The 19,541-nt window shown below is 69.6% G+C and carries 20 protein-coding genes and 2 tRNA genes; 7 read left to right on the top strand and 15 right to left on the bottom strand.

The features are described from left to right. Both HGG74_RS21785 and HGG74_RS19370 read left to right on the top strand, forming a co-directional pair. Positions 1-503: alanine dehydrogenase (locus tag HGG74_RS21785; RefSeq protein ID WP_376766162.1), on the top strand; the 503-nt coding region annotated here is incomplete at its 5' end. Then, positions 493-2,151, top strand: a complete 1,659-nt coding sequence (locus tag HGG74_RS19370) for a RecQ family ATP-dependent DNA helicase (protein ID WP_168489050.1) — start codon at positions 493-495, stop codon at positions 2,149-2,151. The genes HGG74_RS21785 and HGG74_RS19370, both read left to right, overlap by 11 nt. Positions 2,152-2,279: 128 nt before the next feature. Here HGG74_RS19370 and HGG74_RS19365 read toward each other — a convergent pair whose 3' ends face one another. Further along, the gene (locus HGG74_RS19365) at positions 2,280-3,899 is read right to left on the bottom strand and encodes a monocarboxylic acid transporter (RefSeq protein WP_168489072.1); all 1,620 of its coding nucleotides are present in this window, start codon (positions 3,897-3,899) and stop codon (positions 2,280-2,282) included. A 2-nt stretch (positions 3,900-3,901) separates the two neighbouring features. Then, on the bottom strand, positions 3,902-4,303 hold the full coding sequence (locus HGG74_RS19360) for a DUF485 domain-containing protein (protein ID WP_168489049.1): 402 nt from the start codon (positions 4,301-4,303) through the stop codon (positions 3,902-3,904). A gap of 187 nt (positions 4,304-4,490) precedes the next feature. On the opposite strand from HGG74_RS19360, the gene HGG74_RS19355 reads away from it, so the two are divergent. The 4 genes from HGG74_RS19355 to HGG74_RS19340 all read left to right on the top strand — a co-directional run bounded on the left by HGG74_RS19355 (position 4,491) and on the right by HGG74_RS19340 (position 8,444). After that, positions 4,491-5,711: a sensor histidine kinase gene (locus HGG74_RS19355; RefSeq protein ID WP_168489048.1), complete on the top strand. Its 1,221-nt coding sequence runs from the start codon at positions 4,491-4,493 to the stop codon at positions 5,709-5,711. A gap of 107 nt (positions 5,712-5,818) precedes the next feature. Beyond that, positions 5,819-6,565 (top strand): LytR/AlgR family response regulator transcription factor, encoded by a 747-nt coding sequence (locus tag HGG74_RS19350; RefSeq protein WP_168489046.1) that lies wholly within the window; start codon positions 5,819-5,821, stop codon positions 6,563-6,565. Then, positions 6,562-6,993 (top strand): hypothetical protein, encoded by a 432-nt coding sequence (locus tag HGG74_RS19345; RefSeq protein WP_246263085.1) that lies wholly within the window; start codon positions 6,562-6,564, stop codon positions 6,991-6,993. The genes HGG74_RS19350 and HGG74_RS19345 overlap by 4 nt, the downstream gene beginning before the upstream one ends. After that, positions 6,990-8,444, top strand: a complete 1,455-nt coding sequence (locus HGG74_RS19340; protein ID WP_168489044.1) for a sodium/solute symporter — start codon at positions 6,990-6,992, stop codon at positions 8,442-8,444. The genes HGG74_RS19345 and HGG74_RS19340 overlap by 4 nt, the downstream gene beginning before the upstream one ends. Before the next feature lie 8 nt (positions 8,445-8,452). Here HGG74_RS19340 and HGG74_RS19335 read toward each other — a convergent pair whose 3' ends face one another. The 6 genes from HGG74_RS19335 to rpsB form a co-directional block, all read right to left on the bottom strand. Continuing rightward, positions 8,453-9,043, bottom strand: coding sequence for a DivIVA domain-containing protein (locus HGG74_RS19335; RefSeq protein ID WP_168489043.1), 591 nt, complete (start codon positions 9,041-9,043; stop codon positions 8,453-8,455). Between the two features lie 97 nt (positions 9,044-9,140). Further along, the gene (locus HGG74_RS19330) at positions 9,141-10,067 is read right to left on the bottom strand and encodes a phosphatidate cytidylyltransferase (RefSeq protein ID WP_168489042.1); all 927 of its coding nucleotides are present in this window, start codon (positions 10,065-10,067) and stop codon (positions 9,141-9,143) included. Beyond that, the gene (frr, locus tag HGG74_RS19325) at positions 10,067-10,624 is read right to left on the bottom strand and encodes a ribosome recycling factor (RefSeq protein WP_168489040.1); all 558 of its coding nucleotides are present in this window, start codon (positions 10,622-10,624) and stop codon (positions 10,067-10,069) included. Before frr ends, HGG74_RS19330 begins: the two co-directional genes overlap by 1 nt. Positions 10,625-10,744: 120 nt before the next feature. Beyond that, entirely contained in the window at positions 10,745-11,494 is a 750-nt protein-coding gene (pyrH, locus tag HGG74_RS19320) for a UMP kinase (protein WP_168489038.1), read from the bottom strand. 160 nt (positions 11,495-11,654) lie between these two features. After that, a complete protein-coding gene (gene tsf / locus HGG74_RS19315; RefSeq protein WP_168489036.1) occupies positions 11,655-12,494 on the bottom strand; it encodes a translation elongation factor Ts in 840 nt (279 codons plus the stop codon). A 153-nt stretch (positions 12,495-12,647) separates the two neighbouring features. Beyond that, positions 12,648-13,493, bottom strand: coding sequence for a 30S ribosomal protein S2 (rpsB, locus tag HGG74_RS19310; RefSeq protein ID WP_168489034.1), 846 nt, complete (start codon positions 13,491-13,493; stop codon positions 12,648-12,650). A gap of 449 nt (positions 13,494-13,942) precedes the next feature. Here rpsB and HGG74_RS19305 point away from each other — a divergent pair, with 449 nt between their 5' ends. Further along, positions 13,943-14,638 (top strand): peptidoglycan DD-metalloendopeptidase family protein, encoded by a 696-nt coding sequence (locus HGG74_RS19305; protein ID WP_246263083.1) that lies wholly within the window; start codon positions 13,943-13,945, stop codon positions 14,636-14,638. A gap of 2 nt (positions 14,639-14,640) precedes the next feature. Here HGG74_RS19305 and HGG74_RS19300 read toward each other — a convergent pair. The 7 genes from HGG74_RS19300 to HGG74_RS19270 all read right to left on the bottom strand — a co-directional run bounded on the left by HGG74_RS19300 (position 14,641) and on the right by HGG74_RS19270 (position 19,386). After that, positions 14,641-14,714 (bottom strand) — tRNA-Ile (locus HGG74_RS19300). Between the two features lie 122 nt (positions 14,715-14,836). Next, the gene (locus tag HGG74_RS19295) at positions 14,837-16,072 is read right to left on the bottom strand and encodes a glycosyltransferase (RefSeq protein WP_168489033.1); all 1,236 of its coding nucleotides are present in this window, start codon (positions 16,070-16,072) and stop codon (positions 14,837-14,839) included. Between the two features lie 42 nt (positions 16,073-16,114). Beyond that, positions 16,115-17,023: a DMT family transporter gene (locus HGG74_RS19290; protein ID WP_168489031.1), complete on the bottom strand. Its 909-nt coding sequence runs from the start codon at positions 17,021-17,023 to the stop codon at positions 16,115-16,117. 63 nt (positions 17,024-17,086) lie between these two features. Beyond that, positions 17,087-17,719 carry a CDP-alcohol phosphatidyltransferase family protein gene (locus HGG74_RS19285; RefSeq protein WP_168489029.1) on the bottom strand — a complete coding sequence of 211 codons (633 nt, stop codon included), beginning with the start codon at positions 17,717-17,719 and terminating at the stop codon, positions 17,087-17,089. Positions 17,720-17,772: 53 nt separating this feature from the next. Then, positions 17,773-18,588 carry a phage holin family protein gene (locus tag HGG74_RS19280; protein ID WP_168489027.1) on the bottom strand — a complete coding sequence of 272 codons (816 nt, stop codon included), beginning with the start codon at positions 18,586-18,588 and terminating at the stop codon, positions 17,773-17,775. Between the two features lie 97 nt (positions 18,589-18,685). Beyond that, positions 18,686-19,234 (bottom strand): DUF2087 domain-containing protein, encoded by a 549-nt coding sequence (locus HGG74_RS19275; RefSeq protein ID WP_312856914.1) that lies wholly within the window; start codon positions 19,232-19,234, stop codon positions 18,686-18,688. Between the two features lie 79 nt (positions 19,235-19,313). After that, positions 19,314-19,386 (bottom strand) — tRNA-Asn (locus tag HGG74_RS19270). Positions 19,387-19,541: the final 155 nt, after the last annotated feature.

Here is a 19,541-nt window from a genome sequence, read left to right as displayed (position 1 = left end):
CCGTCCTGGACACGAACGTACGCCGGCTGCAGGAACTGGACGACCAGTACCACGGCCGGGTGACCACGATCGCCAGCAATGCCTTCGAGCTGGACGCTGCCGTGCAGCAGGCCGACCTGGTGATCGGCGCCGTGCTGGTGCCCGGGGCCAAGGCCCCCAAGCTGGTCACCAACGAGCAGGTCGGCCGGATGCGTCCGGGCTCGGTGATGGTGGACGTTTCGATCGACCAGGGCGGCTGCTTCGAGGATTCCCGGCCCACCACGCACGCCGATCCCACCTTCCGGGTCCACAACACCGTCTTCTACTGCGTGGCCAACATGCCCGGCGCCGTACCGCGGACCTCCACCTACGCCCTGACCAACGCCACCTTGCGCTACATCAGGGCGGTGGCGGACGAAGGCTTCGACGCCGCGGCCGTCCGCCTGCCGGAGCTGCTGCCGGGGCTGAACACCCGGGACGGCGTGATCGTCTCCGAACCGGTACGGCTGGCCCATGCCGGATAGCATCAGCCGGGACGAGCTGCGCCGGGCGGCGCGCGACTGGTTCGGCCTGCAGACCCTGCGCGCCGGACAGCTGGAGTGCATGGAGGCCGCGGTCCGCGGGAGCGACGTTTTGGCCGTCATGCCCACCGGATCGGGCAAGTCGGCCATCTACCAGGTGCCCGGAGCGATGCTGCCGGGCACCACCGTCGTCGTCTCCCCGCTGGTGGCGCTGCAGCGCGACCAGGTGGAGGCCATCAACCACGACCTCGGTGCACAGCGGGCCTTCGCCATCAACTCGCAGCTGGGCGCGCGGGCCGAACGCCAGGTGTGGGCAGCTGTGACCGGCGGGGACGCGAAGTTCGTCTTCCTGGCCCCGGAACAGCTGGCCCGCGAGGAAACACTGGCGCGGCTGGCCGGCTGCCGGATCTCGCTGTTCGTGGTGGACGAGGCGCACTGCATCTCCTCCTGGGGCCATGATTTCCGGCCCGACTACCTGACCTTGACCGCGGCCATCGCGCAGCTGGGCCGGCCGCCGGTGGCCGCCCTGACGGCCACGGCCTCCCCGCACGTGCGGGCGGAGGTGGTCGAACGGCTGGGCATGCGCGACCCGCACACCGTCGTGCACAGCTTCGACCGGCCCAACCTGTCCCTGGAGGTCGTGCGGCACCATGAGGACCGCGGCAAACGGCTGGCGGTCCTGGACCAGGCGGCCCAGCTGCGCGGGCCGGGCCTGCTGTACGCGGCCACGCGCAAGGACACCGAATGGTATGCCGCCGAGCTCGCCGGCCGGGGCCTGCGCGCCGATGCCTACCATGCCGGCCGGCGGGCCGCCGACCGCGCCCGGATCCACCGGCAGTTCCTCGGCAACGACCTCGACGTCGTGGTGGCCACGACGGCGTTCGGCATGGGGATCGACAAGCCCGACGTGCGCTTCGTGGTCCACGCCGACATCCCGGCGTCCCTCGACAGCTACTACCAGGAGATCGGCCGGTCCGGGCGCGACGGCGAACCGGCCCGGGCCGTGCTGCACTATCGTTCCGAGGATCTGGGCCTGCAGCAGTTTTTCGCCGGCCATGCCCCGGCCGCGGAGGACCTGGCGGCCGTGTTCGCCGCAGTGCAGGAATCCGGCCCGCTCCGGGCCGCGGCGCTCAGCCGGGAGTCCGGGCTGTCCACCCGCCGGCAGGCCCGGGTGCTGAACCTGCTCGAGCACAGCGGCAGCATCCTGGCCGGACGCCGGGGCTACCGGGCAGTGAAATCCGCGGATGCGGAGGGCGCGGTGGAGCGGGCGCTGGCCGAAGCCGAATCGCGGCAGCGGATCGACAAGTCGCGTGTGGAGATGATGCGCGGCTATGCCGAGACGGACCACTGCCGGCGGGACTTCCTGCTGAACTACTTTGGCGAGGAAACCAGCGGCTACTGCGGCACCTGCGACAACTGCGAGCACGGTTCAGCGGCCGAAGCCCGCGCCCTGGAGGAGTCCCTGCCAGAAGGCTATGCCGTGCAGACCCCGGTGCGGCATCGCGAGTGGGGCGCGGGCACCGTGATGGGCGTGATGCCGGACCGCATCACCGTTTTGTTCGAGTCCGTGGGGTACAAGGACCTGTCGCTGAAGCTGATCGAGGAGGACGCCGGCCTGCTGGAGGTGGGCCGGATCCCCGAGGGCAGTTAGCCCGGCAGACGGACAGGGCCCCGTCCGGTGCGGACGGGGCCCTGTCCGGCCTCAGGCAGTGCCGGCGGCGCACTGCCTTTAGCAGTGGTGCACTGCCTTAGTGGTGCACTGCCTAGTGATGCACTGCCTTAGTGGTGCACTGCCTTTTCGGCACCGACGCCGGTGAGCGAGCGGACCTCCATCTCGGCCTGCTTGGCCGGGTCCTCCCCGGTCTTGTCCAGCACCGTGCCCAGCCAGCCGAGGAAGAAGGCCAGCGGGATGGAGACGATGCCCGGATTCTTCAGCCCGAAGAAGGCGAAATCCGCGCCGGGGATCATCGCGGTCTCGTTGCCGGACATCACCGGCGAGAAGACGATCAGGATGATCGCCGCGGCCAGGCCGCCGTACATCGACCACACCGCACCCTGGGTGGTGAACCGCTTCCAGAACAGCGAGTAGATGATCGTCGGCAGGTTGGCCGAGGCAGCCACCGCGAAGGCCAGGGCCACCAGGAAGGCGACGTTCTGCCCCTGGGCGCCGATGCCGCCGAGGATGGAGAGCACACCAATCACCAGGACGGTGCGCCGGGCCACCTTCACTTCGCTCTCCGGGTTGGCCGAGCCCCGGCGGACCACGTTGGCGTAAATGTCGTGGGCAAAGGAGGCCGCGGCCGTGATGGTCAGGCCTGCCACCACCGCCAGGATGGTGGCGAAGGCGACGGCGGAAATCAGCCCCAGCAGCAACGGCCCGCCCAGCTCGAACGCCAGCAGCGGCGCTGCCGAATTGACCCCGCCCGGGGCCGCCTGGATCGTGTCCGCACCGATCAGCGCGCCGGCACCGTAGCCCAGGACCAGGGTGAACAGGTAGAAGGCACCGATCAGCCAGATGGCCCAGACCACCGACCTGCGGGCCTCCTTGGCGGTGGGCACGGTGTAGAAGCGCATCAGCACGTGCGGCAGGGCGGCCGTGCCGAGCACCAGGGCCAGGGCCAGGGAGATGAAGTCCAGCTTGGACGTTTCGCTCACGCCGTACTGCAGGCCCGGGTTGAGGATGTCCGTGGTGCCGGCGGTGGCCGCGGCGTCCCCGAGCAGGGCGGAGAAGTTGAAGCCGTAGATGGCCAGCACCCAGATGGTCATCACGAAGGCGCCGGCGATCAGCAGGCAGGCCTTGATGATCTGCACCCAGGTGGTGCCCTTCATGCCGCCGACCAGGACATAGAGGATCATCAGCGCGCCCACCACGGTGATCACCAGCGACTGGCCCAGTCTGTCATTGATGCCCAGCAGCAGCGACACCAGGCCGCCGGCACCGGCCATCTGGGCCAGCAGGTAGAAGAAGCAGACGGCCAGCGTGGTGGTCGCCGCGGCGATCCGCACCGGGCGCTGCTGCAGCCGGAAGGAGAGCACATCGGCCATGGTGAACTTGCCGGTGTTGCGCAGCAGTTCGGCCACCAGCAGCAGGGCCACCAGCCAGGCGACCAGGAAGCCGATGGAGTAGAGGAAGCCGTCGTAGCCGTTGATCGCGATCGCCCCGACGATGCCCAGGAAGCTCGCCGCCGAGAGGTAGTCGCCGGCGATGGCGGTGCCGTTCTGGCCGCCGGTGAAGGAGCGGCCGCCCGCGTAGTAGTCCGCGGCCGTCTTGTTGTTCTTGCTGGCCCGCAGCACGATCACCAGGGTGATGGCCACGAACAGGCCGAAGATGCCCATGTTGATCCAGGGCTCGCCGACCTGGGTCGGGGCCTGCGTCACCGTCGCGGGGACAGTCAGGATGTTCACTTGGCTCCTCCGGTTTCGGCGGTGGTCGAGGTGGTGCCGGCCGGTCCCTCGAGTTCGGCGCGCAGCTCGGCCGCGACCGGGTCCAGCTTCTTGTTGGCGTAGCTGACGTACCACATGGTGATCACGAAGGTGGTCACGAACTGCAGCAGGCCGAAGACCAGGCCGATGTTGATATTGCCGGCGATCCTGGTGGACATGAAGCCGTGCGCATAGTCAGCCAGCAGCACGTACAGGAAATACCAGAGCAGGAAGGCCGCGGCCATCGGGAACACGAAGCTGCGGTGGCGCCGGCGCAGTTCGCGGAACCGGGGCCGCTGCTGGACTTCCTGGAAGTCCACAGCCCCAAGGGAGGCAGCGGAGCCGGCGGAGCCGGCATCCGGGGTGGGGTTGGAGGCCATCTCATCTCCTTGGACGGGATTCGTGTGATCAAGATCACTGTGCTATGCCTACCGCCTGGCTGGGAAGGGGGCGCGGGCACGGATCGGCCAACTGACCTCACACTGCGGTGAACGGCAGCTGCATGCGCCCAGCGGCAGGCAGGCGTGCGGCAGTGAACCGGCGGGCCGCGGGGGTATCGTGGGGGGCATGTTCAGCCCGGCCATCGACGCCGCCGTCCTCGCGGTCCTCGCCGCCGCCATCGTGGCCGCCATCGGACTGGCCGGTTTCCGGCTCTCGCGCTCGCACCGGGACCTGGGCTCGGAAGCCGAACGTGCCACCTATGCCACGCTGCACACGGCCGCGCTGGCCGCACCGCACCTGCGCGCCGGGCTCTCCCCCGCCGGTGCCGGCAAGGCCAGCCGCTACCTGCGCGAGCTGCTGGGCACCGAAGTGCTGGTGCTGACCGGGGAGACCGGCGTGCTCGCCTGGGACGGCGCGGCCGAGCCGGGTCCGGAGCAGCGGGAGCAGGCGCTGCAGCTGGCCGGCAAGGTCCTGGCCAGCGGCCGGACGCAGGTCTTCCGGGAAAAGCAGCTGGCGTCCGCGCACGTCCCGGCTGCCGGGTCCGGCGTGCGGCTGCGGGAGGCGGTCTTCGCCCCGATCCGCGTCCGCCGACGGGTGGTGGGTACGGTGGGCGTCTACACCCTGCAGGTGGGCGCGCCGCTGGTGCGGGCGGCCGGCGAGGTGGCCGCCTGGGTGGCCACGCAGATCGAGCTGGCCGAACTGGACTCGTCCCGGGCCCAGCTGATGGAGGCCGAGGTGCGCGCCCTGCGGGCCCAGATCAGCCCGCACTTCATCTACAACTCGCTCAACGCCATCGCGTCCTACATCCTCACCGACCCGGTGCGCGCCCGCGAGCTGGTCATCGAGTTCGCCGACTTCACCCGGTACTCCTTCCGCCGGCACGGAGACTTCACCACGCTGGCCGAGGAACTGAAATCCATCGACCGGTACCTGCTGCTCGAGCGCGCCCGGTTCGGGGACCGGCTGGCGGTGAGCCTGCAGATCGGCCCGGAAGTGCTCAGCACGGTGGTTCCCTTCCTGTCCCTGCAGCCGCTGGTCGAGAACGCCGTCCGGCACGGCATCGAGGCCAAGGAGGGCGCGGGCAGGATCACCATCACGGCCCGGGACGACGGCGCCTACGCAGTGGTCACGGTGGAGGACGACGGCGTCGGCATGGACCCGGAGCACCTGCGCACGGTGCTGGCCGGGCACGCCCCCGGGGACCACGTGGGGCTGCGCAATGTCGATCTGCGGATGCGCCAGGTCTACGGCGACGAGCACGGCCTGGTCATCGACACCGCCCCGGGCGCCGGGACGCTGATCACCCTGCGCATCCCCAAATCCCAGCCGGAACACCGGGTGGACTGACCCCGGCCTCTGCTGCAGGCCCGTCCGCGGGCAACTTCGGCCTGGCCCGCCCGCCGGCCGCGGGCTTCCCGCCGGAATACCGGGCCTGAGCGCCTACACTGATTGCCATGGTCAATGTTCTCGTCGTCGATGATGAGCTTCCCGCCGTGGAGGCCCTGACCTACCTGCTCGCGCGCGACGAACGGATCGGCAGCATCTACCGGGCCACCGGCGGAGCCGAGGCGCTGCGGGCCCTGGAAAGCCACGAGGTCGACGCCCTCTTCCTGGACATCCATATGCCCTCGCTCTCGGGCCTGGACATTGCGCGGGTCATCTCGCGCTTCAGCCGCCCGCCCGCCGTCGTCTTCGTGACCGCCGACGAGGACAAGGCCGTGCAGGCCTTCGACCTGGCCGCCGTGGACTATCTGCTCAAGCCGGTGCGCCCCGAGCGGCTGGCCGAATCCGTGCGCCGGATCTGCGACCTGCTCGACGACAGGGCCGGCCGGGAAGCCGGCGGGGACGGCCCGGCCAAGCCGGAGGTGATCAGCGTGGACCAGGCCGGCGTCACGAAGATGATCCGCCGCGACGACATCAGGTACGTGCAGGCCCAGGGCGACTACGCGCGCCTGCACACCGCCGAGTCCAGCTACCTGATCCGCGTCCCGCTCAACGACCTGGAACGGCAGTGGGCGCAGGCAGGCTACCTGCGCATCCACCGCTCCTACCTGGTCTCCATGGACCACATCCAGCAGGTCCGCCTGGGCTCGGGCCGGGCCAGCGTGCTGGTCAACGGTGCCGAGCTTCCGGTGAGCCGGCGCCACCTGCCGGCGGTGCGCGACAAACTCGAAGCCACCCGGGTCAGGCCGCGCGGATGAACCCGGACCTTCCCGGTGCCGGCCGGAACGGACGCACGCCCGGCGGACCGGCCGCCGGCCCGGAGCGGGTGCGCGTCACCGGCCCGCGGGCCCGGGGCACGCTCTCCCCCGGCCGGTTCACCGTCTCGCACGAACTGGACGAGCAGTCCGAGGTCGGCGAACTGTTCATCCGCTCGCTGATCCGCTCGCAGCTGCGGCTGGCGCTGGTGGTGGCCGGCGGGTTCGGTGCGATCGTGCTCGGCGTGCTGCTGCTGGTGCTGTTCTTCCCCGGCAGCTACGGCGTGACCGTCTGGACGGTGCCGCTGCCGTGGCTGCTGCTGGGGCTGGGCATCTATCCGGTGCTGCTGGCCTGCGCCGGGCTGTACAACCGGGCGGCGGCGCGCAACGAACGCCGGTTCCGCGAACTGGTCAGCGAGCCGGAGCGGTGAACCCGGCCGCAGGCTTCGCGGCCCTGGCTGCCGTCTGCGCCGCCACCGTGCTGATCGGCATCTACGGCCTGCGCATCTCCCGGACCACCGGGGACTTCTACGTGGCCTCCCGGACGGTCCCGCCCTGGTGGAACGCCTCGGCGATCGGCGGCGAGTACCTCTCGGCGGCCAGCTTCCTCGGTGTGGCCGGGCTGATCCTGGTCTCCGGGCTGCACGGACTCTGGTTCCCGATCGGCTATACGGCCGGCTACCTGATGCTGCTGCTCTTCGTCGCGGCGCCGCTGCGGCGCTCGGGCGCCTACACCGTCCCCGACTTTGCCGCCGCCCGGCTGGACTCGCGCCCGGCCCGGCTGGTGACCAGCGCCGTGGTCGTCGTCGTCGGCTGGCTCTACATCGTGCCGCAACTGCATGGGGCGGCGCTGACGGTCAGGATCACTACCGGCCTGCCCGGCTGGGCCGGCGCCGCCGCCGTCGTCCTGGTGGTGGTCTGCTCGGTGGTGACCGGGGGCATGCGCTCGATCACCTTCGTCCAGGCCTTCCAGTTCTGGCTCAAGCTCACGGCCCTGGCGGTGCCGCTGTTCTTCATCCTGCTGGCGCTTGGCAGCGGATCCCGGCCGGTGGACACCGGCGGCGCGTTCCTGCCCGGCGCCGGCCCCCTGCCCGTCTACGGCACCATTTCCCTGCTGGTGGCCCTGCTGTTCGGCACGCTGGGCCTGCCGCATGTGCTCGTGCGCTTCTACACCAACCCGAACGGTCCGGCGGCACGCCGGACCACGGTCATTGTGCTCGGGCTGCTGTCGGTCTTCTACCTGTTCCCCACCGTGTACGGGGTGCTCGGACGCGTACATACTGCCGACCTGGCCGCCGCCGGGCAGGCGGACGCCACCGTGCTGCTGCTGCCCGGCCGGGTCGTCGGCGGCATGGCCGGGGACCTGCTGACCGCGCTGGTGACCGCCGGGGCCTTCGCCGCCTTCCTTTCCACCACCTCCGGCCTGGTGGTTTCGCTGGCGGGCGTGGTCAGCCAGGATCTCTTCCGCGGCAGCGTCAAGGGCTTCCGCCGAGCCGCGGTGCTCTCGGCGCTGGTGCCGCTGGCCGTGGCCCTGTCCACGGACTCGCTGGCCCTGGCCGGCAGCGTGGGAACGGTCTTTGCCTTCACCGCCTCCACCATCTGCCCGCTGCTGCTGCTGGGCATCTGGTGGCGCGGCCTGACGGATGCCGGGGCGATCACCGGGATGCTCGCCGGGGCGCTGCTGAGCGGCGGGGCCATCCTGCTGGCCGCCGTCTTCGGGACAGGGCTGGGCCCGTTCCGGGAGCTGCTGGAACAGCCCGCAGCCTGGAGCGTGCCGGCGGCGTTCCTGGTCACCATCGCGGTCTCGCGGGCGACGGCGCCGCGCCGGCCGGCGTCGGTCTCGCGCATGATGGCCCGGCTGCACGCACCGGAAAGGACCTGAGGCGGCCGCTAGTCGATGGTGGCCATCAGTTCCACGACGCGGTCCAGGAAGGCGTCCACCTGGTTCTCCTCGTAGCCATCCGGGCCCTTCGCCTCCCGGAACACCGCCCGCCGGACCACGTCCACGCTCAGCGGCTCGTCGTGTTCGAAGTAGTTCAGCAGCTCGTTGCAGAGCGCGTCCACGTCCTGGACGTTGTAGCCGGGGGCGTTGCGGTGCCGGGGCCGGCGGAAGCGTTCGCCGGGTTCGCGGTGCAGCCGCGCCCGGAGCACCGCCGAGAGCCTGCCGATCCGGGTCAGCCAGGCCTGCTCGCCTTCGCGGGCGATCAGGTCGTCCCGCTCGCGCTGGGCGAAGGCGTCTTCGAGCCGGTCCAGCGCGGAGTCCACGGCCCGGGGGTCGTACCCGCCGCGGGCCGGGTCGAACGCCACCGTGCGGACATCGCGGCTGGTCACCGGCGGCAGCGCCGGGTCCCAGCCGTCGTAGTATTCACGGGCCCGGTCCAGGAACTGGTCCACCTGGCGCATGTTGTAGCCGTGCTCGCGCCGGCTCACACGGGCAAAGGGGGCGCTGCCCCGGCCGGCCTGGTGGGTCGGATGTGCCATTGGTTCTGCAGGTTCCTTCGTGCTCTGGTATCGGTTGTACGGTTTTGAATGCTTTAACTAGCGGCAGGCCCGGTGCCGGACATCTCCGCAGCCGGGATCATCCGGCTCCGGGGGCCAGCAGCACCGAGAGCAGGTAGCCCACGGGCGCGGCAAAAACGATCGAATCCAGCCGGTCCATGATGCCGCCGTGGCCCGGCAGCAGGTTGCTCATGTCCTTGATTCCCAGTTCGCGCTTGACCATGGATTCGGCCAGGTCCCCGGCAGTGGACGCGGCCACCGTGGCAATGGCCAGCACGAGGCCGAACCACCACTGCAGGTCGAGCAGGAGCACCGAGCACAGCACGCCGACCACGACGGCGCCGCCGACGGACCCGGCGAAGCCTTCCCAGGATTTCTTCGGGCTGATCTTCGGCGCCATCGGATGCCTGCCGAACAGGGCGCCGACCAGGTAGCCGAAGGTGTCGTTGGCCACCACCAGCAGCAGCATCGTGGCCACTTTGAACGCGCCGTTGGGCTCGTCCAGCAGCAGCAGGGCGAAGCTGATGAACAGCGGCACCCAGGCCAGGATGAAGATCCCGCCCATCACGCTGCGCGCCGCGTCCCGGGTGGTCTCCAGGCAGGCGTGGACCAGGATGGCCAGACCGGTGCCGACCAGGGCGAAGGAGAGTGCCTCCGGTCCGCCGTAGAAGGCGGCGAACGGCATCACGGACGCCCCGGCGAACAGCGGCGGCAGCGGGACGTGGATGTCCTTGACGGCCAGGGCCCGCGAGACCTCCCACGCGCCGAGCACGGCAAAGGCCGCCACCAGCCCCACGAAGGCCGAGGGCAGGAAAAAGAGGCCGACCAGGACAATGGCCAGCAGGGCCACTCCGACGCCGATGGCCGCCGGAAGGTTGCGCCCGGCCCGCGACGGCTGCCCGGCCCGCTGCCGGTTCCGGCGGCCCGCCTCGGGGGGCGGGGCGCCGGGACCGGCTCCGTACGCGTGCCGCCTGCCAGCCTGTGTTGAAGGCGGGTCCTCGCTCATCAGACCTCGAGCAGCTCCGCTTCCTTACGCTTGAGCAGCTCGTCGACAGTGTCCGTGTGGGCCTTGGTCCGGGCGTCCAGGTCCTTTTCGGCGCGGGCGCCCTCATCCTCGCCGATCTCGCCGTCCTTGACCAGCTTGCCGATGGTGTCCATTGCCTTGCGGCGGATGTTGCGGATGGAGACCTTGGCGTCCTCGGCCTTGCCGCGGACGATCTTGACGTACTCCTTGCGGCGCTCCTCCGTCAGCTCCGGCAGGACCACCCGGATGACATTGCCGTCGTTGGCCGGGTTGGCTCCGATGTCGGAATTGCGCAGGGCCTTCTCGATGTCGTTCAGCGCGGACTTGTCGTACGGGGTGATGAGCAGGGTGCGCGCTTCCGGGTTCTGGAACGAGGCCAGCTGCTGCAGCGGGGTCGGCGTGCCGTAGTAGTCGACGGTCACCTTGGAGAACAGGGCCGGGTTCGCGCGGCCGGTCCGGATGGTGGCGAAGTCCTCCTTGGCCACTTCCACCGCCTTGTCCATTTTCTCGGCGGCCTCAAGCAAGGTTTCTTCGATCACGGTGTCTCCTTAGACGGTCACAGGTAGTGCCGGCCCCGGCAGTGGAGCGGCGGGCTCTGCTATCCATCCTAGCGGGTGGGTCAGGCCCTATCGTGCCGGACGGCGCGCCCGGGCCGCTGCTCAGGCCGAAACGTAGGTGCCGATCTTCTCGCCCAGGATGGCGCGGGTGACGTTGCCCTCGCCCTCCATCCCGAAGACGACCATGGGCAGCTTGTTGTCCTTGCACAGGCTGAAGGCCGTCTGGTCCATCACCCGGATGTTGCGGCGCAGCGCGTCGTCGTAGGTGAGCGTGTCGAGTTTTTCGGCCGTCGGGTCCTTCTTCGGGTCGGCGGTGTAGACCCCGTCCACGCCGTTCTTCGCCGCCAGGACGACGTCGGCATGCACCTCCAGCGCGCGCTGGGCCGCCACCGTGTCGGTGGAGAAGTACGGCAGGCCGGCACCGGCGCCGAAGATCACCACGCGGTCCTTCTCCAGGTGGCGGATGGCACGGCGCGGAATGTAGGCCTCGGCCACCTGGCCCATCGTGATCGCGCTCTGCACCCGCGTATCCACCCCGGCCTGCTCAAGGAAGTCCTGCAGGGCCAGGCAGTTCATCACGGTGCCCAGCATGCCCATATAGTCGGCGCGGGAGCGGTCCATCCCCGACGCGGACAGCTCGGCACCGCGGAAGAAGTTGCCCCCGCCCACCACGATGGCCACCTCCACCTGGCCGACGGTCGCGGCAATCTGCTTGGCGACCCCGCGGACCGTGTCCGGGTCGACGCCGAGCTTGCCGCCGCCGAAAACCTCGCCCGAGAGCTTGAGCAGGACCCGGCGGCGCTTGGCGCCGGCGGCGGCAGTAGTACGTTCGTTCTCGTTCTGGGTTTCCATGGTCTCTCCCGGGGCGTGAGTTCGGTATCAGGTCAAGGATAGATGTCGGGGCAGGAAAGGGGCAGGAAAAAGGGGTGGCCACCAGTGGTGGCCACCCCTCCTGACGAACCGTTGCCGGTTATCGCGTCAGGGTCCGGTCAGCGTCCGGCTACGCCGTGGCTCAGGCACCCACGCGAAAACGCGCGAAGCCGGTGGCCTTGACGCCGGCGGCTTCCAGCACCTTGCCGACGGTCTGCTTCGGATCCTTGGCGAACGGCTGGTCCAGCAGCACGATCTCCTTGAAGAACCCGTTCAGGCGGCCTTCGACGATCTTGGCCAGCGCGGCCTCGGGCTTGCCCTCGGCGCGGGCGGTCTCGTCGGCGATCCGGCGCTCGTTCTCGACCGTCTCGGCCGGAACTTCCTCGCGGGTCAGGTAGGCCGGGGCGAACGCAGCGGTGTGGACCGCGACGTCGTGGGCGGCCTCGAAGGCGCCGTTGCCCTCGCCGTCGACGGCGAACAGCACGCCGACCTGGGCCGGCAGGTCCTTGGAGGTCTTGTGCAGGTAGGCGTCGACGGTCTTGCCCTCGACGCGCGCGATGCGGCGGACGACAACCTTCTCGCCCAGCACGGCGCCCTCTTCGACGACGTAGTCGGCCAGCTTCTTGCCCTCGACCTCGGCGGCCAGCAGGGTGTCCAGGTCGGCGGCGCCGGACGAAACGGCGACCTCAAGGACCTTGTCGGCCAGGGCGATGAACTTGTCGTTCTTGGCCACGAAGTCGGTCTCGCAGTTGACCTCGACCATGACGCCAACGGTGCCGTCGACGACCTTGGCGGCCACCAGGCCCTCGGCGGTGGAACGGCCCTCGCGCTTGGTCGCGCCCTTCAGGCCCTTGATGCGGATGAGCTCCACGGCCTTCTCGGCGTCGCCGTTGGCCTCGTCGAGAGCCTTCTTCACGTCCATCATGCCCGCGCCCGTGCGCTCGCGCAGGGCCTTGATATCAGCAGCGGTGTAGTTCGCCATATTGGACTCCAGTCCTCCCGTTAATAAGCAGTTAGGTGGTTCCGCTGGAACGGCTGGCCGGATTCCGGCCAGCCGTTCCAGCGGAGGCCCTGCTGCCCGGACGCCCTGTCGGTTCGTCCGCAGGTGCATCCGTGCGGCAGGGGAAGTATGGAATTACTTCTCGTCGGCGGCGTCGGCAGCGCCCTCGGCGCCTTCGGCCTGAGCCTCGGCCGGGGCAGCAGCCGGAGCCTCGGCGGAGCCTTCGAGCAGCTCGCGCTCCCACTCGGCCAGCGGCTCGGCCGGGGCCTCGGTGTTGCCGGCGGCGCGGTTGTTGCGGGCGATCAGGCCCTCGGCAACAGCGTCTGCGACCACGCGGGTGAGCAGGTTGACGGAGCGGATCGCGTCGTCGTTGCCCGGGATCGGGAAGTCGACCTCGTCCGGATCGCAGTTGGTGTCCAGGATGGCGACAACCGGGATACCGAGCTTCTTCGCCTCGTCAACGGCGAGGTGTTCCTTCTTGGTATCCACGACCCAGATCAGGGACGGGGTGCGGGTCAGGTTGCGGATACCGCCCAGGGTGGTTTCCAGCTTGGTCTTCTCGCGCTGCAGGAGCAGCAGTTCCTTCTTGGTGCGGCCGGAGCTGGCCACGTCCTCGAAGTCGATCTCCTCGAGCTCCTTCAGGCGCTGGATGCGCTTGGAAACGGTGGAGAAGTTGGTCAGCATGCCGCCGAGCCAGCGCTGGTTGACGTACGGCTGGCCGACGCGGGTGGCCTGCTCGGCAATGGCTTCCTGGGCCTGCTTCTTGGTGCCGACGAACAGCACGGTGCCGCCGTGGGCAACCGTGGCCTTGACGAACTCATAGGCGCGGTCGATGTAGGACAGCGACTGCTGGAGGTCGATGATGTAGATGCCGTTGCGCTCGGTGAAGATGAAGCGCTTCATCTTCGGGTTCCAGCGGCGGGTCTGGTGGCCAAAGTGAACACCGCTGTCGAGCAGCTGGCGCATGGTAACGACGGGCATGTCGTCACTCCTTCCGGCAGCGCGGGCGCAGCGTCGGCGCCGCAGCGTATCTGCCTGTAGACGGTTGATTGCATTCCGCCCGGGCGGGCGGGGCTCCTGGTGCCTGAACGTCGCCGCTGTTGCCAGCGCCGAACCTGTGCCCGGACCGGACGAGCCGGACCGCCTGGACACTGCCGGAGCCAGATGTACTGCCACCGGAAATCAGACACGCGTAGTCAGCTTCGGCGCCCCGGCCCTCTGCACGGCACAAGGCCGGGTCCGGGCACGGGTCAGGGAGGCGCAAAACTGCTTGGACCAGTGTACTACAAGCAACCGCCGGCCCCGGTCCGGGCAGCGGCTGCCGGCCAGCGGCCACCAGCTGCTCCTGCACAGCCCGGCCGGCACCCCCTCCATCCACAGCCGCCACTCCCGCGGTTCCGGCTGCCGGCCGGCGCGGCCAGAATCAGGCCATGGGCATTCACCGGTCCCCGAAACGTGCCACGGGGCATGCCCCGGGAAACCTGCGGCGGCACCTCAGGCACCGCCGCCGCGTCTGCGCGGCCGCGCTGCTGGCCTGCCTGGGCGTGCTGGCCATCCCGGCGGGGAGCACCTCCCTGAACGCAGCAGCCACGGGCAGCACGTCCGCGGACGGCGGCTACGCGCCGCCCTGGACCTGGCCGCTTGATCCGGTACCCCGCGTACTGGGAGCCTTCCGCCCGCCGGCGGAGCCCTGGCTCAGCGGCCACCGGGGTGTGGACCTGGCGGCCACCCCCGGTGCAGCCGTGGCCGCACCGGCGGCGGGCACCGTCAGCTTCGCCGGCTGGGTAGTGGACCGCCCGGTTGTCACCATCGACCACGGCAACGGGCTGCGCAGCAGCTTCGAACCGGTGGCGGCCGGCCTGAAGAAAGGCGATGCCGTGGCCCGGGGGGGGGGGGGATCCGGTGGGGCGGCTCTCGGGACGCGGGCACTGTGCCGGCCCCTGCCTGCACTGGGGTGTCCGGCGCGGCGGGCAGTACATCAATCCGCTGCAGTTTGTCCTGGACCTGCGCCCCTCGGTCCTGCTGCCGCGGCCGCCGGACGGATGAGGATGCCCGGCGGCCGGCCGGGCCTGCTGGGATACGGAGCACAACGGGCCGGGCCACGCCGGATGGCGCGGCCCGGGTGAGGTAGGGCGGGTGGGGCTTGAACCCACGACCAAAGGATTATGAGTCCTCTGCTCTGACCGGCTGAGCTACCGCCCCCTGGCCGCCGGCACCGCGCACCCCGGACGACATCCGGCGATGCTGCGGAACACCGCGACTAAGCCATAGTAATGCTTTTGTGCCGGTTTGCTTAGCCGGCGCAGTGCCTGCGGGCCCGCCGGTCAGCCCGCGGGCAGGTAGTCGTCCGCCGTGCCGCCACGGTAGAGGCGCTCGAAGGTATCCATGGTCTTGTTGATGCTGTGCTTGACGGCCATCATGTGGCTGGCCGCGCCCATCGCTTCGATCTCCTCCGGGCTGCGGCGCAGGATGAGCTCGAGCTTGGCCGCCAGATCCGCGGGGTCGCGCGGCGTGAACAGGTAGCCGTTGACACCGTCCTCGACCAGGTGGGGCAGCGCCATGGCGTTGGCCAGCAGCACGGGCTTGCTGGCGGACATCGCCTCGAGCGAGACCAGGGACTGCAGCTCGGCCGTGCCGGGCTGGCAGAAGACCGTGGCCCGCAGGTAGGCCAGGCGCAGTGCCGCGTCGTCCACATGCCCGGCGAAGTGCACCCGGTCCTGCAGGCCCAGCTCGGCCACCTTCGCTTCCAGTGCCGGACGGACCTCCCCGCCGCCGATGATTTCCAGCCGCACGTCCAGCGCCGGGTCGGTCCGCCCCACGGCCTCGATCAGCACATCCACGTGCTTTTCTTGGGCCAGGCGGCCCACGAACAGCACCGTGGGATGCTCCGGCTTCTCGATCACTTCACCCGGGGCCGGTTCGTAATTGGCCGAATCGATGCCGTTGGACAGCGGCAGCACCTTCTCCAGCCGGGCATGCTCGCGCATGGCCTTGGCTGCCAGCGGCGTGGGTGTGGTGACTACCGCCGCCTTGCCCATGATCCTGCCCATGTCGCGCCAGGAGTTCCGCGCCACGATGTTCAGGAACCACTGCGGGAACGGCAGGAACGGCTCGAGGTTCTCGGGCATGAAGTGGTTGGTCGCGATGGTTCTGATCCCGCGGCGCGAGGCCTCGGCGATGGTGTTCTGGCCGATCATGTAGTGGCACTGGATGTGGACCACATCCGGCTGGACCTCGTCGAAGATCCGCTTAATGTCCCGTTTGATCTCCCACGGCAGGCAGATCCGCCAGGTCTCATGGGTAGGTACCGCATGCGACCGCAGCCGGTGCACCGTCGCTTCCGCCCGCTGCTCGATGCAGGTCGGCCCCTTGTCCGGGCGGGCGGCGAGGATGTGCACCTCGTGGCCGCGCCTGGTCATCGCCTGGGCAAGCCGGAATCCGAAGACAGCTGCGCCGTTCACGTCCGGCGGATACGTGTCCGCGGCGATCAGAATCTTCAACGGCCGGGTGCCGCTCTTCGCACTCACGTGGGTCAGGACGCCTTCTTCGGGTATGGCCATGCTGTTCATGTGTTCTGTGCGCACCTAGGTTCCGCTCTGATATTACGTGCCGGCTGCCTGGGCCCGGCGACGTGCCTCCTCCTGCTTCTGCAGGACATCCGGGTGGTGCCGGGAGAGGGCAATGACCCCAACAATAGCAACCAAACCTGCGCCAACCATGGCAATGGCGGCCACCGCGTGCACATTGGGCTGCAGCTCACCGAGGATGAAGATGCCGATGGCGATGCCCACCAGCGGGTCGATGACGGTCAGTCCGGCGATCACCAGGTCCGGCGGCCCGCTCGCGTAGGCGCTTTGCACGAACCACGAGCCGAGGCCCGCCGCGGCGGCAATCGCCACGAGCGTGTAGAGGGGAACATTGGCGATGAACCGCCCGTTGGGATCGAGCAGGTGCAGACCGATGATCCGCACCAGGACGGCCACGAAGCCGAAAAGCATACCCGCGCCGAGAATGTAGGTGAAGGCGTTCAGCCGGTGCCGGAACATCACTTCCAGCGGCAGGAAGATGGCCACGACGACGGCGAGCAGCAGGACCACCGCGAGTTCGCCGTCGGCCGTCACGTCCTGGTGGTGCGCCGTCACGGTGACGGCGAGCAGGACGAAGGCGGCGCTGCCCGCCATGCAGGCGGTGATGGACACCACCGTCATCCGGTTCAGCCGGATCCCCTGGTCCTTGGAATTGACCATGGTGGTGATCACCAGCGCGATGGCCCCAATAGGCTGGACCACCGTCAAGGGGGCGCTGACCAAGGCGAAAACGTTCAGCGCCATACCGGTGCCCAGCAGCACCAGGCCCAGTACCCAGCGGGGGCTGCGCAGCATCCGCAGCAGCCCGTCGGGGCTGAGCGAGAGTCCGCCGGTGCTGGCCTGCACGGCGCTGGCCTGCCGCTGGGTTCCCACGGCCAGGAAAAACGCCCCGAGCAGGGCCGCGGCGACCGCTAGCCAGACCATGACGTCCTGGCAGGTGTCCTGGCTGTGGTCCCGGCGGGTCCGGGGCCACCGGCCCGGCACCCGCTAGGCATCCAGCCGCCCGCCGTCGAACTGGCCCCGGTACAGCTGGCCGTGCTTGCGGGTGGCGGCGAGCATGTAGCCCCACCAGGCGGCCAGATGTCCGGCGCAGCCGAGGATGAGGAAGACATAGGCCACCACGCCGACCCAGCCGTAGTCCGGGCCGAGGGCCCGCTCCAGCAGCAGCATCGGGGTCCCGGCCAGCAGCAGCGCGGTGCGCACCTTGCCGATGGTGGTCACGGGCAGGTCCGGGCTGCCGCGGAACAGGGCCAGCGAATACACCAGCAGGATGATGTCCGGAATGAGGATCGCCAGCAGCAGCCACAGCGGAGCCAGTCCGGTGGCGACAAACGTGATGGCGATGATGATCAGCGCCAGCCGGTCCGCCAGCGGATCCAGCCATCTGCCCACCGTGGACATCTGGTCGAAGCGCCGGGCGACGTAGCCGTCGATCCAGTCCGTGGAGCCGAGCACGGCCAGCACGGCCGTCGCCGTGCCGTACCGGCCGGCCGCAATGCACCAGACGAACACCGGCACGAGCAGGAAACGGGCCACCGTGATGATGTTCGGCACGGTCCAGAATGTTCCGCGTTCGCGGTATTCGAAATCCCGCCGCGTGCCGGCACCGATGAACCTCATCAGGCCCTGCCCCCTCCTAAAAAAACCACCCGCGGCACGTTCGCGGAACGGCCCTAGTTCTTCTTCAGCAGCCGGCCCAGCAGCACGGCGAAGGTGGTCAGCGAGGCTCCCAGGGCCAGCAGCGGCTTCCAGCGTTCCTGCAGGGCCGCAGGAACCCTGGACGAACCACCCTCCGCGCCGCCGGCCTGGGCCAGCCGGGCGATCCCGGAGGCGGCGGCCTGCTGTGCCGTTTCCGCGGCCCGCCGCGCCTCGAGCCGGATCCGGTCGGTCTGCTCCTTGACGTCCAGCTTCCGGTCCAGGCTGTCGCGCAGCTGGGCCAGGTGTTCCCGGCGCTCGGCGGTACGGGCGGCCAGTTCGGTGAACGACGGCGACGGTTCCTTCGGTTCCTCGGCCTTCGCCCGCTTCTCCTTCTCGTCCTTGGCCGGCTTGGCGTCCAAGGTGGCGGGGTCGAAGCTGCGGCCCTCGGTCAGCACACCGAGGTCGTAACGGAGCCCGCGGATGGCAGCTTCCGGCATCAGCGGCATGGCCTTTTTGGCCCGCGCTGCCCCGATCAGGCCGAAGATGGCGGCCAGCACCAGGAACACGGCGGCAATGATCAAAGCCGCCAGCCACGGCTCGAGCACCAGGCCCAGCCCCATGATCGCAGCCACCAGCAGCGACACCAGCATGAAGGCGGCAAAGACCAGGGCCACCACCAGCAAGGCGGCGGCGACGCCGGCCTGGACGCCCTTGCGCTTGAGTTCGATCCCGGCCAGGGACAGCTCGTCGTTCAACTGGCGGGGCGCCAGCCGTGCCGCGAGGCCCACCAGGCCCGCCAGGGAGGACCGCGGCGCGGTCGGGGCGGGAGCGGCGCTTTCAAGACGGCTCATGGCTTATGCCTCCATCATCGGCTAGGTACTGCTCCTGTGTCCGGTCTCAACCTATCATTGTGCCTTGTCAGCCACCGAGGCGATATCACTGTCCGCATCACCGCGAGTCATCGCCACCGGCCGTCCGGCCCGCCGGGCGGAAGTAGGCCGATCCGGAGGCGGTGCGCTGCAGCAGTCCGAAGTCCACCAGGTAGCGGCGCAGCAGCGGCACGTCGTCGGTGTACTGCAGGAGCCGTTCGTTCACCTGCTGCTCGGTCAGGTCTTCGCCGGGCCGGAGAACCTGGCCGGCGATCCAGGCCAGCAGTTCCCGGCGCTCGGCCTGGTTGGCCGGATAGCGCTCGATCCTGCCGCCGTGCAGGAACCGCCCGATGCCGCCGGTGGCCCGGCCCAGGGTCTGCCGGGCGAGGACCTCGCGGAACACCGTCTCCGAGGCCGCGAACGGACCGCCGTCCCGGCCTTCCACCAGTCCGGCGGCCAGCAGCGCGGCGATGGCCCGCTCCCGGCGGGCCGGCGGCAGCCCCGCGCCGACTTCGCCGGGCGGTGCCCCCAGCACGATCTGGGCATAGACCCTCCGGGCGTCGGCGCCGGCCAGGGCCGCGACCACCCTGCGCCAGTCCGGGATCCCCTCGTCCGGTTTCCGGCCCACGATCCGTCCTCCTGCCTCGTCGTGGATATGAAAAAACCTCCGCGCCGGATAAGTTCCGGCCGGAGGTTTCCTTCTCCCGCTCCCCCGACTGGACTCGAACCAGTAACCCTTCGATTAACAGTCGAATGCTCTGCCAATTGAGCTACGGGGGAATGAAGCAGATAAAACTGTATCAGGCCTGGTCCGGTTTCCAAAAACCGGGCAGGACACCGGCAGCCTGCCCGGCGAAAACACGAAGGCCCCGTCCGTGGACGGGGCCTTCTCCAGCTCCCCCGACTGGACTCGAACCAGTAACCCTTCGATTAAC

It is taken from the genome of Arthrobacter mobilis (assembly GCF_012395835.1).
GTDB classification, from domain to species: domain Bacteria; phylum Actinomycetota; class Actinomycetes; order Actinomycetales; family Micrococcaceae; genus Crystallibacter; species Crystallibacter mobilis.
Note: the sequence above shows the minus strand (reverse complement) of the source record. Positions and strands in the feature narration are given on the sequence as shown.

Bases quoted from the DNA above. Each gene is read 5' to 3' on its own strand.
- HGG74_RS19370 (WP_168489050.1), top strand. From the start codon at position 493: ATGCCGGATAGCATCAGCCGGGACGAGCTGCGCCGGGCGGCGCGCGAC.
- HGG74_RS19360 (WP_168489049.1), bottom strand. From the start codon at position 4,303: ATGGCCTCCAACCCCACCCCGGATGCCGGCTCCGCCGGCTCCGCTGCC.
- HGG74_RS19355 (WP_168489048.1), top strand. From the start codon at position 4,491: ATGTTCAGCCCGGCCATCGACGCCGCCGTCCTCGCGGTCCTCGCCGCC.
- HGG74_RS19350 (WP_168489046.1), top strand. From the start codon at position 5,819: ATGGTCAATGTTCTCGTCGTCGATGATGAGCTTCCCGCCGTGGAGGCC.
- HGG74_RS19345 (WP_246263085.1), top strand. From the start codon at position 6,562: ATGAACCCGGACCTTCCCGGTGCCGGCCGGAACGGACGCACGCCCGGC.
- HGG74_RS19335 (WP_168489043.1), bottom strand. From the start codon at position 9,043: ATGGCACATCCGACCCACCAGGCCGGCCGGGGCAGCGCCCCCTTTGCC.
- HGG74_RS19330 (WP_168489042.1), bottom strand. From the start codon at position 10,067: ATGAGCGAGGACCCGCCTTCAACACAGGCTGGCAGGCGGCACGCGTAC.
- pyrH (WP_168489038.1), bottom strand. From the start codon at position 11,494: ATGGAAACCCAGAACGAGAACGAACGTACTACTGCCGCCGCCGGCGCC.
- tsf (WP_168489036.1), bottom strand. From the start codon at position 12,494: ATGGCGAACTACACCGCTGCTGATATCAAGGCCCTGCGCGAGCGCACG.
- rpsB (WP_168489034.1), bottom strand. From the start codon at position 13,493: ATGCCCGTCGTTACCATGCGCCAGCTGCTCGACAGCGGTGTTCACTTT.
- HGG74_RS19305 (WP_246263083.1), top strand. From the start codon at position 13,943: ATGGGCATTCACCGGTCCCCGAAACGTGCCACGGGGCATGCCCCGGGA.
- HGG74_RS19295 (WP_168489033.1), bottom strand. From the start codon at position 16,072: ATGGCCATACCCGAAGAAGGCGTCCTGACCCACGTGAGTGCGAAGAGC.
- HGG74_RS19290 (WP_168489031.1), bottom strand. From the start codon at position 17,023: ATGGTCTGGCTAGCGGTCGCCGCGGCCCTGCTCGGGGCGTTTTTCCTG.
- HGG74_RS19285 (WP_168489029.1), bottom strand. From the start codon at position 17,719: ATGAGGTTCATCGGTGCCGGCACGCGGCGGGATTTCGAATACCGCGAA.
- HGG74_RS19280 (WP_168489027.1), bottom strand. From the start codon at position 18,588: ATGAGCCGTCTTGAAAGCGCCGCTCCCGCCCCGACCGCGCCGCGGTCC.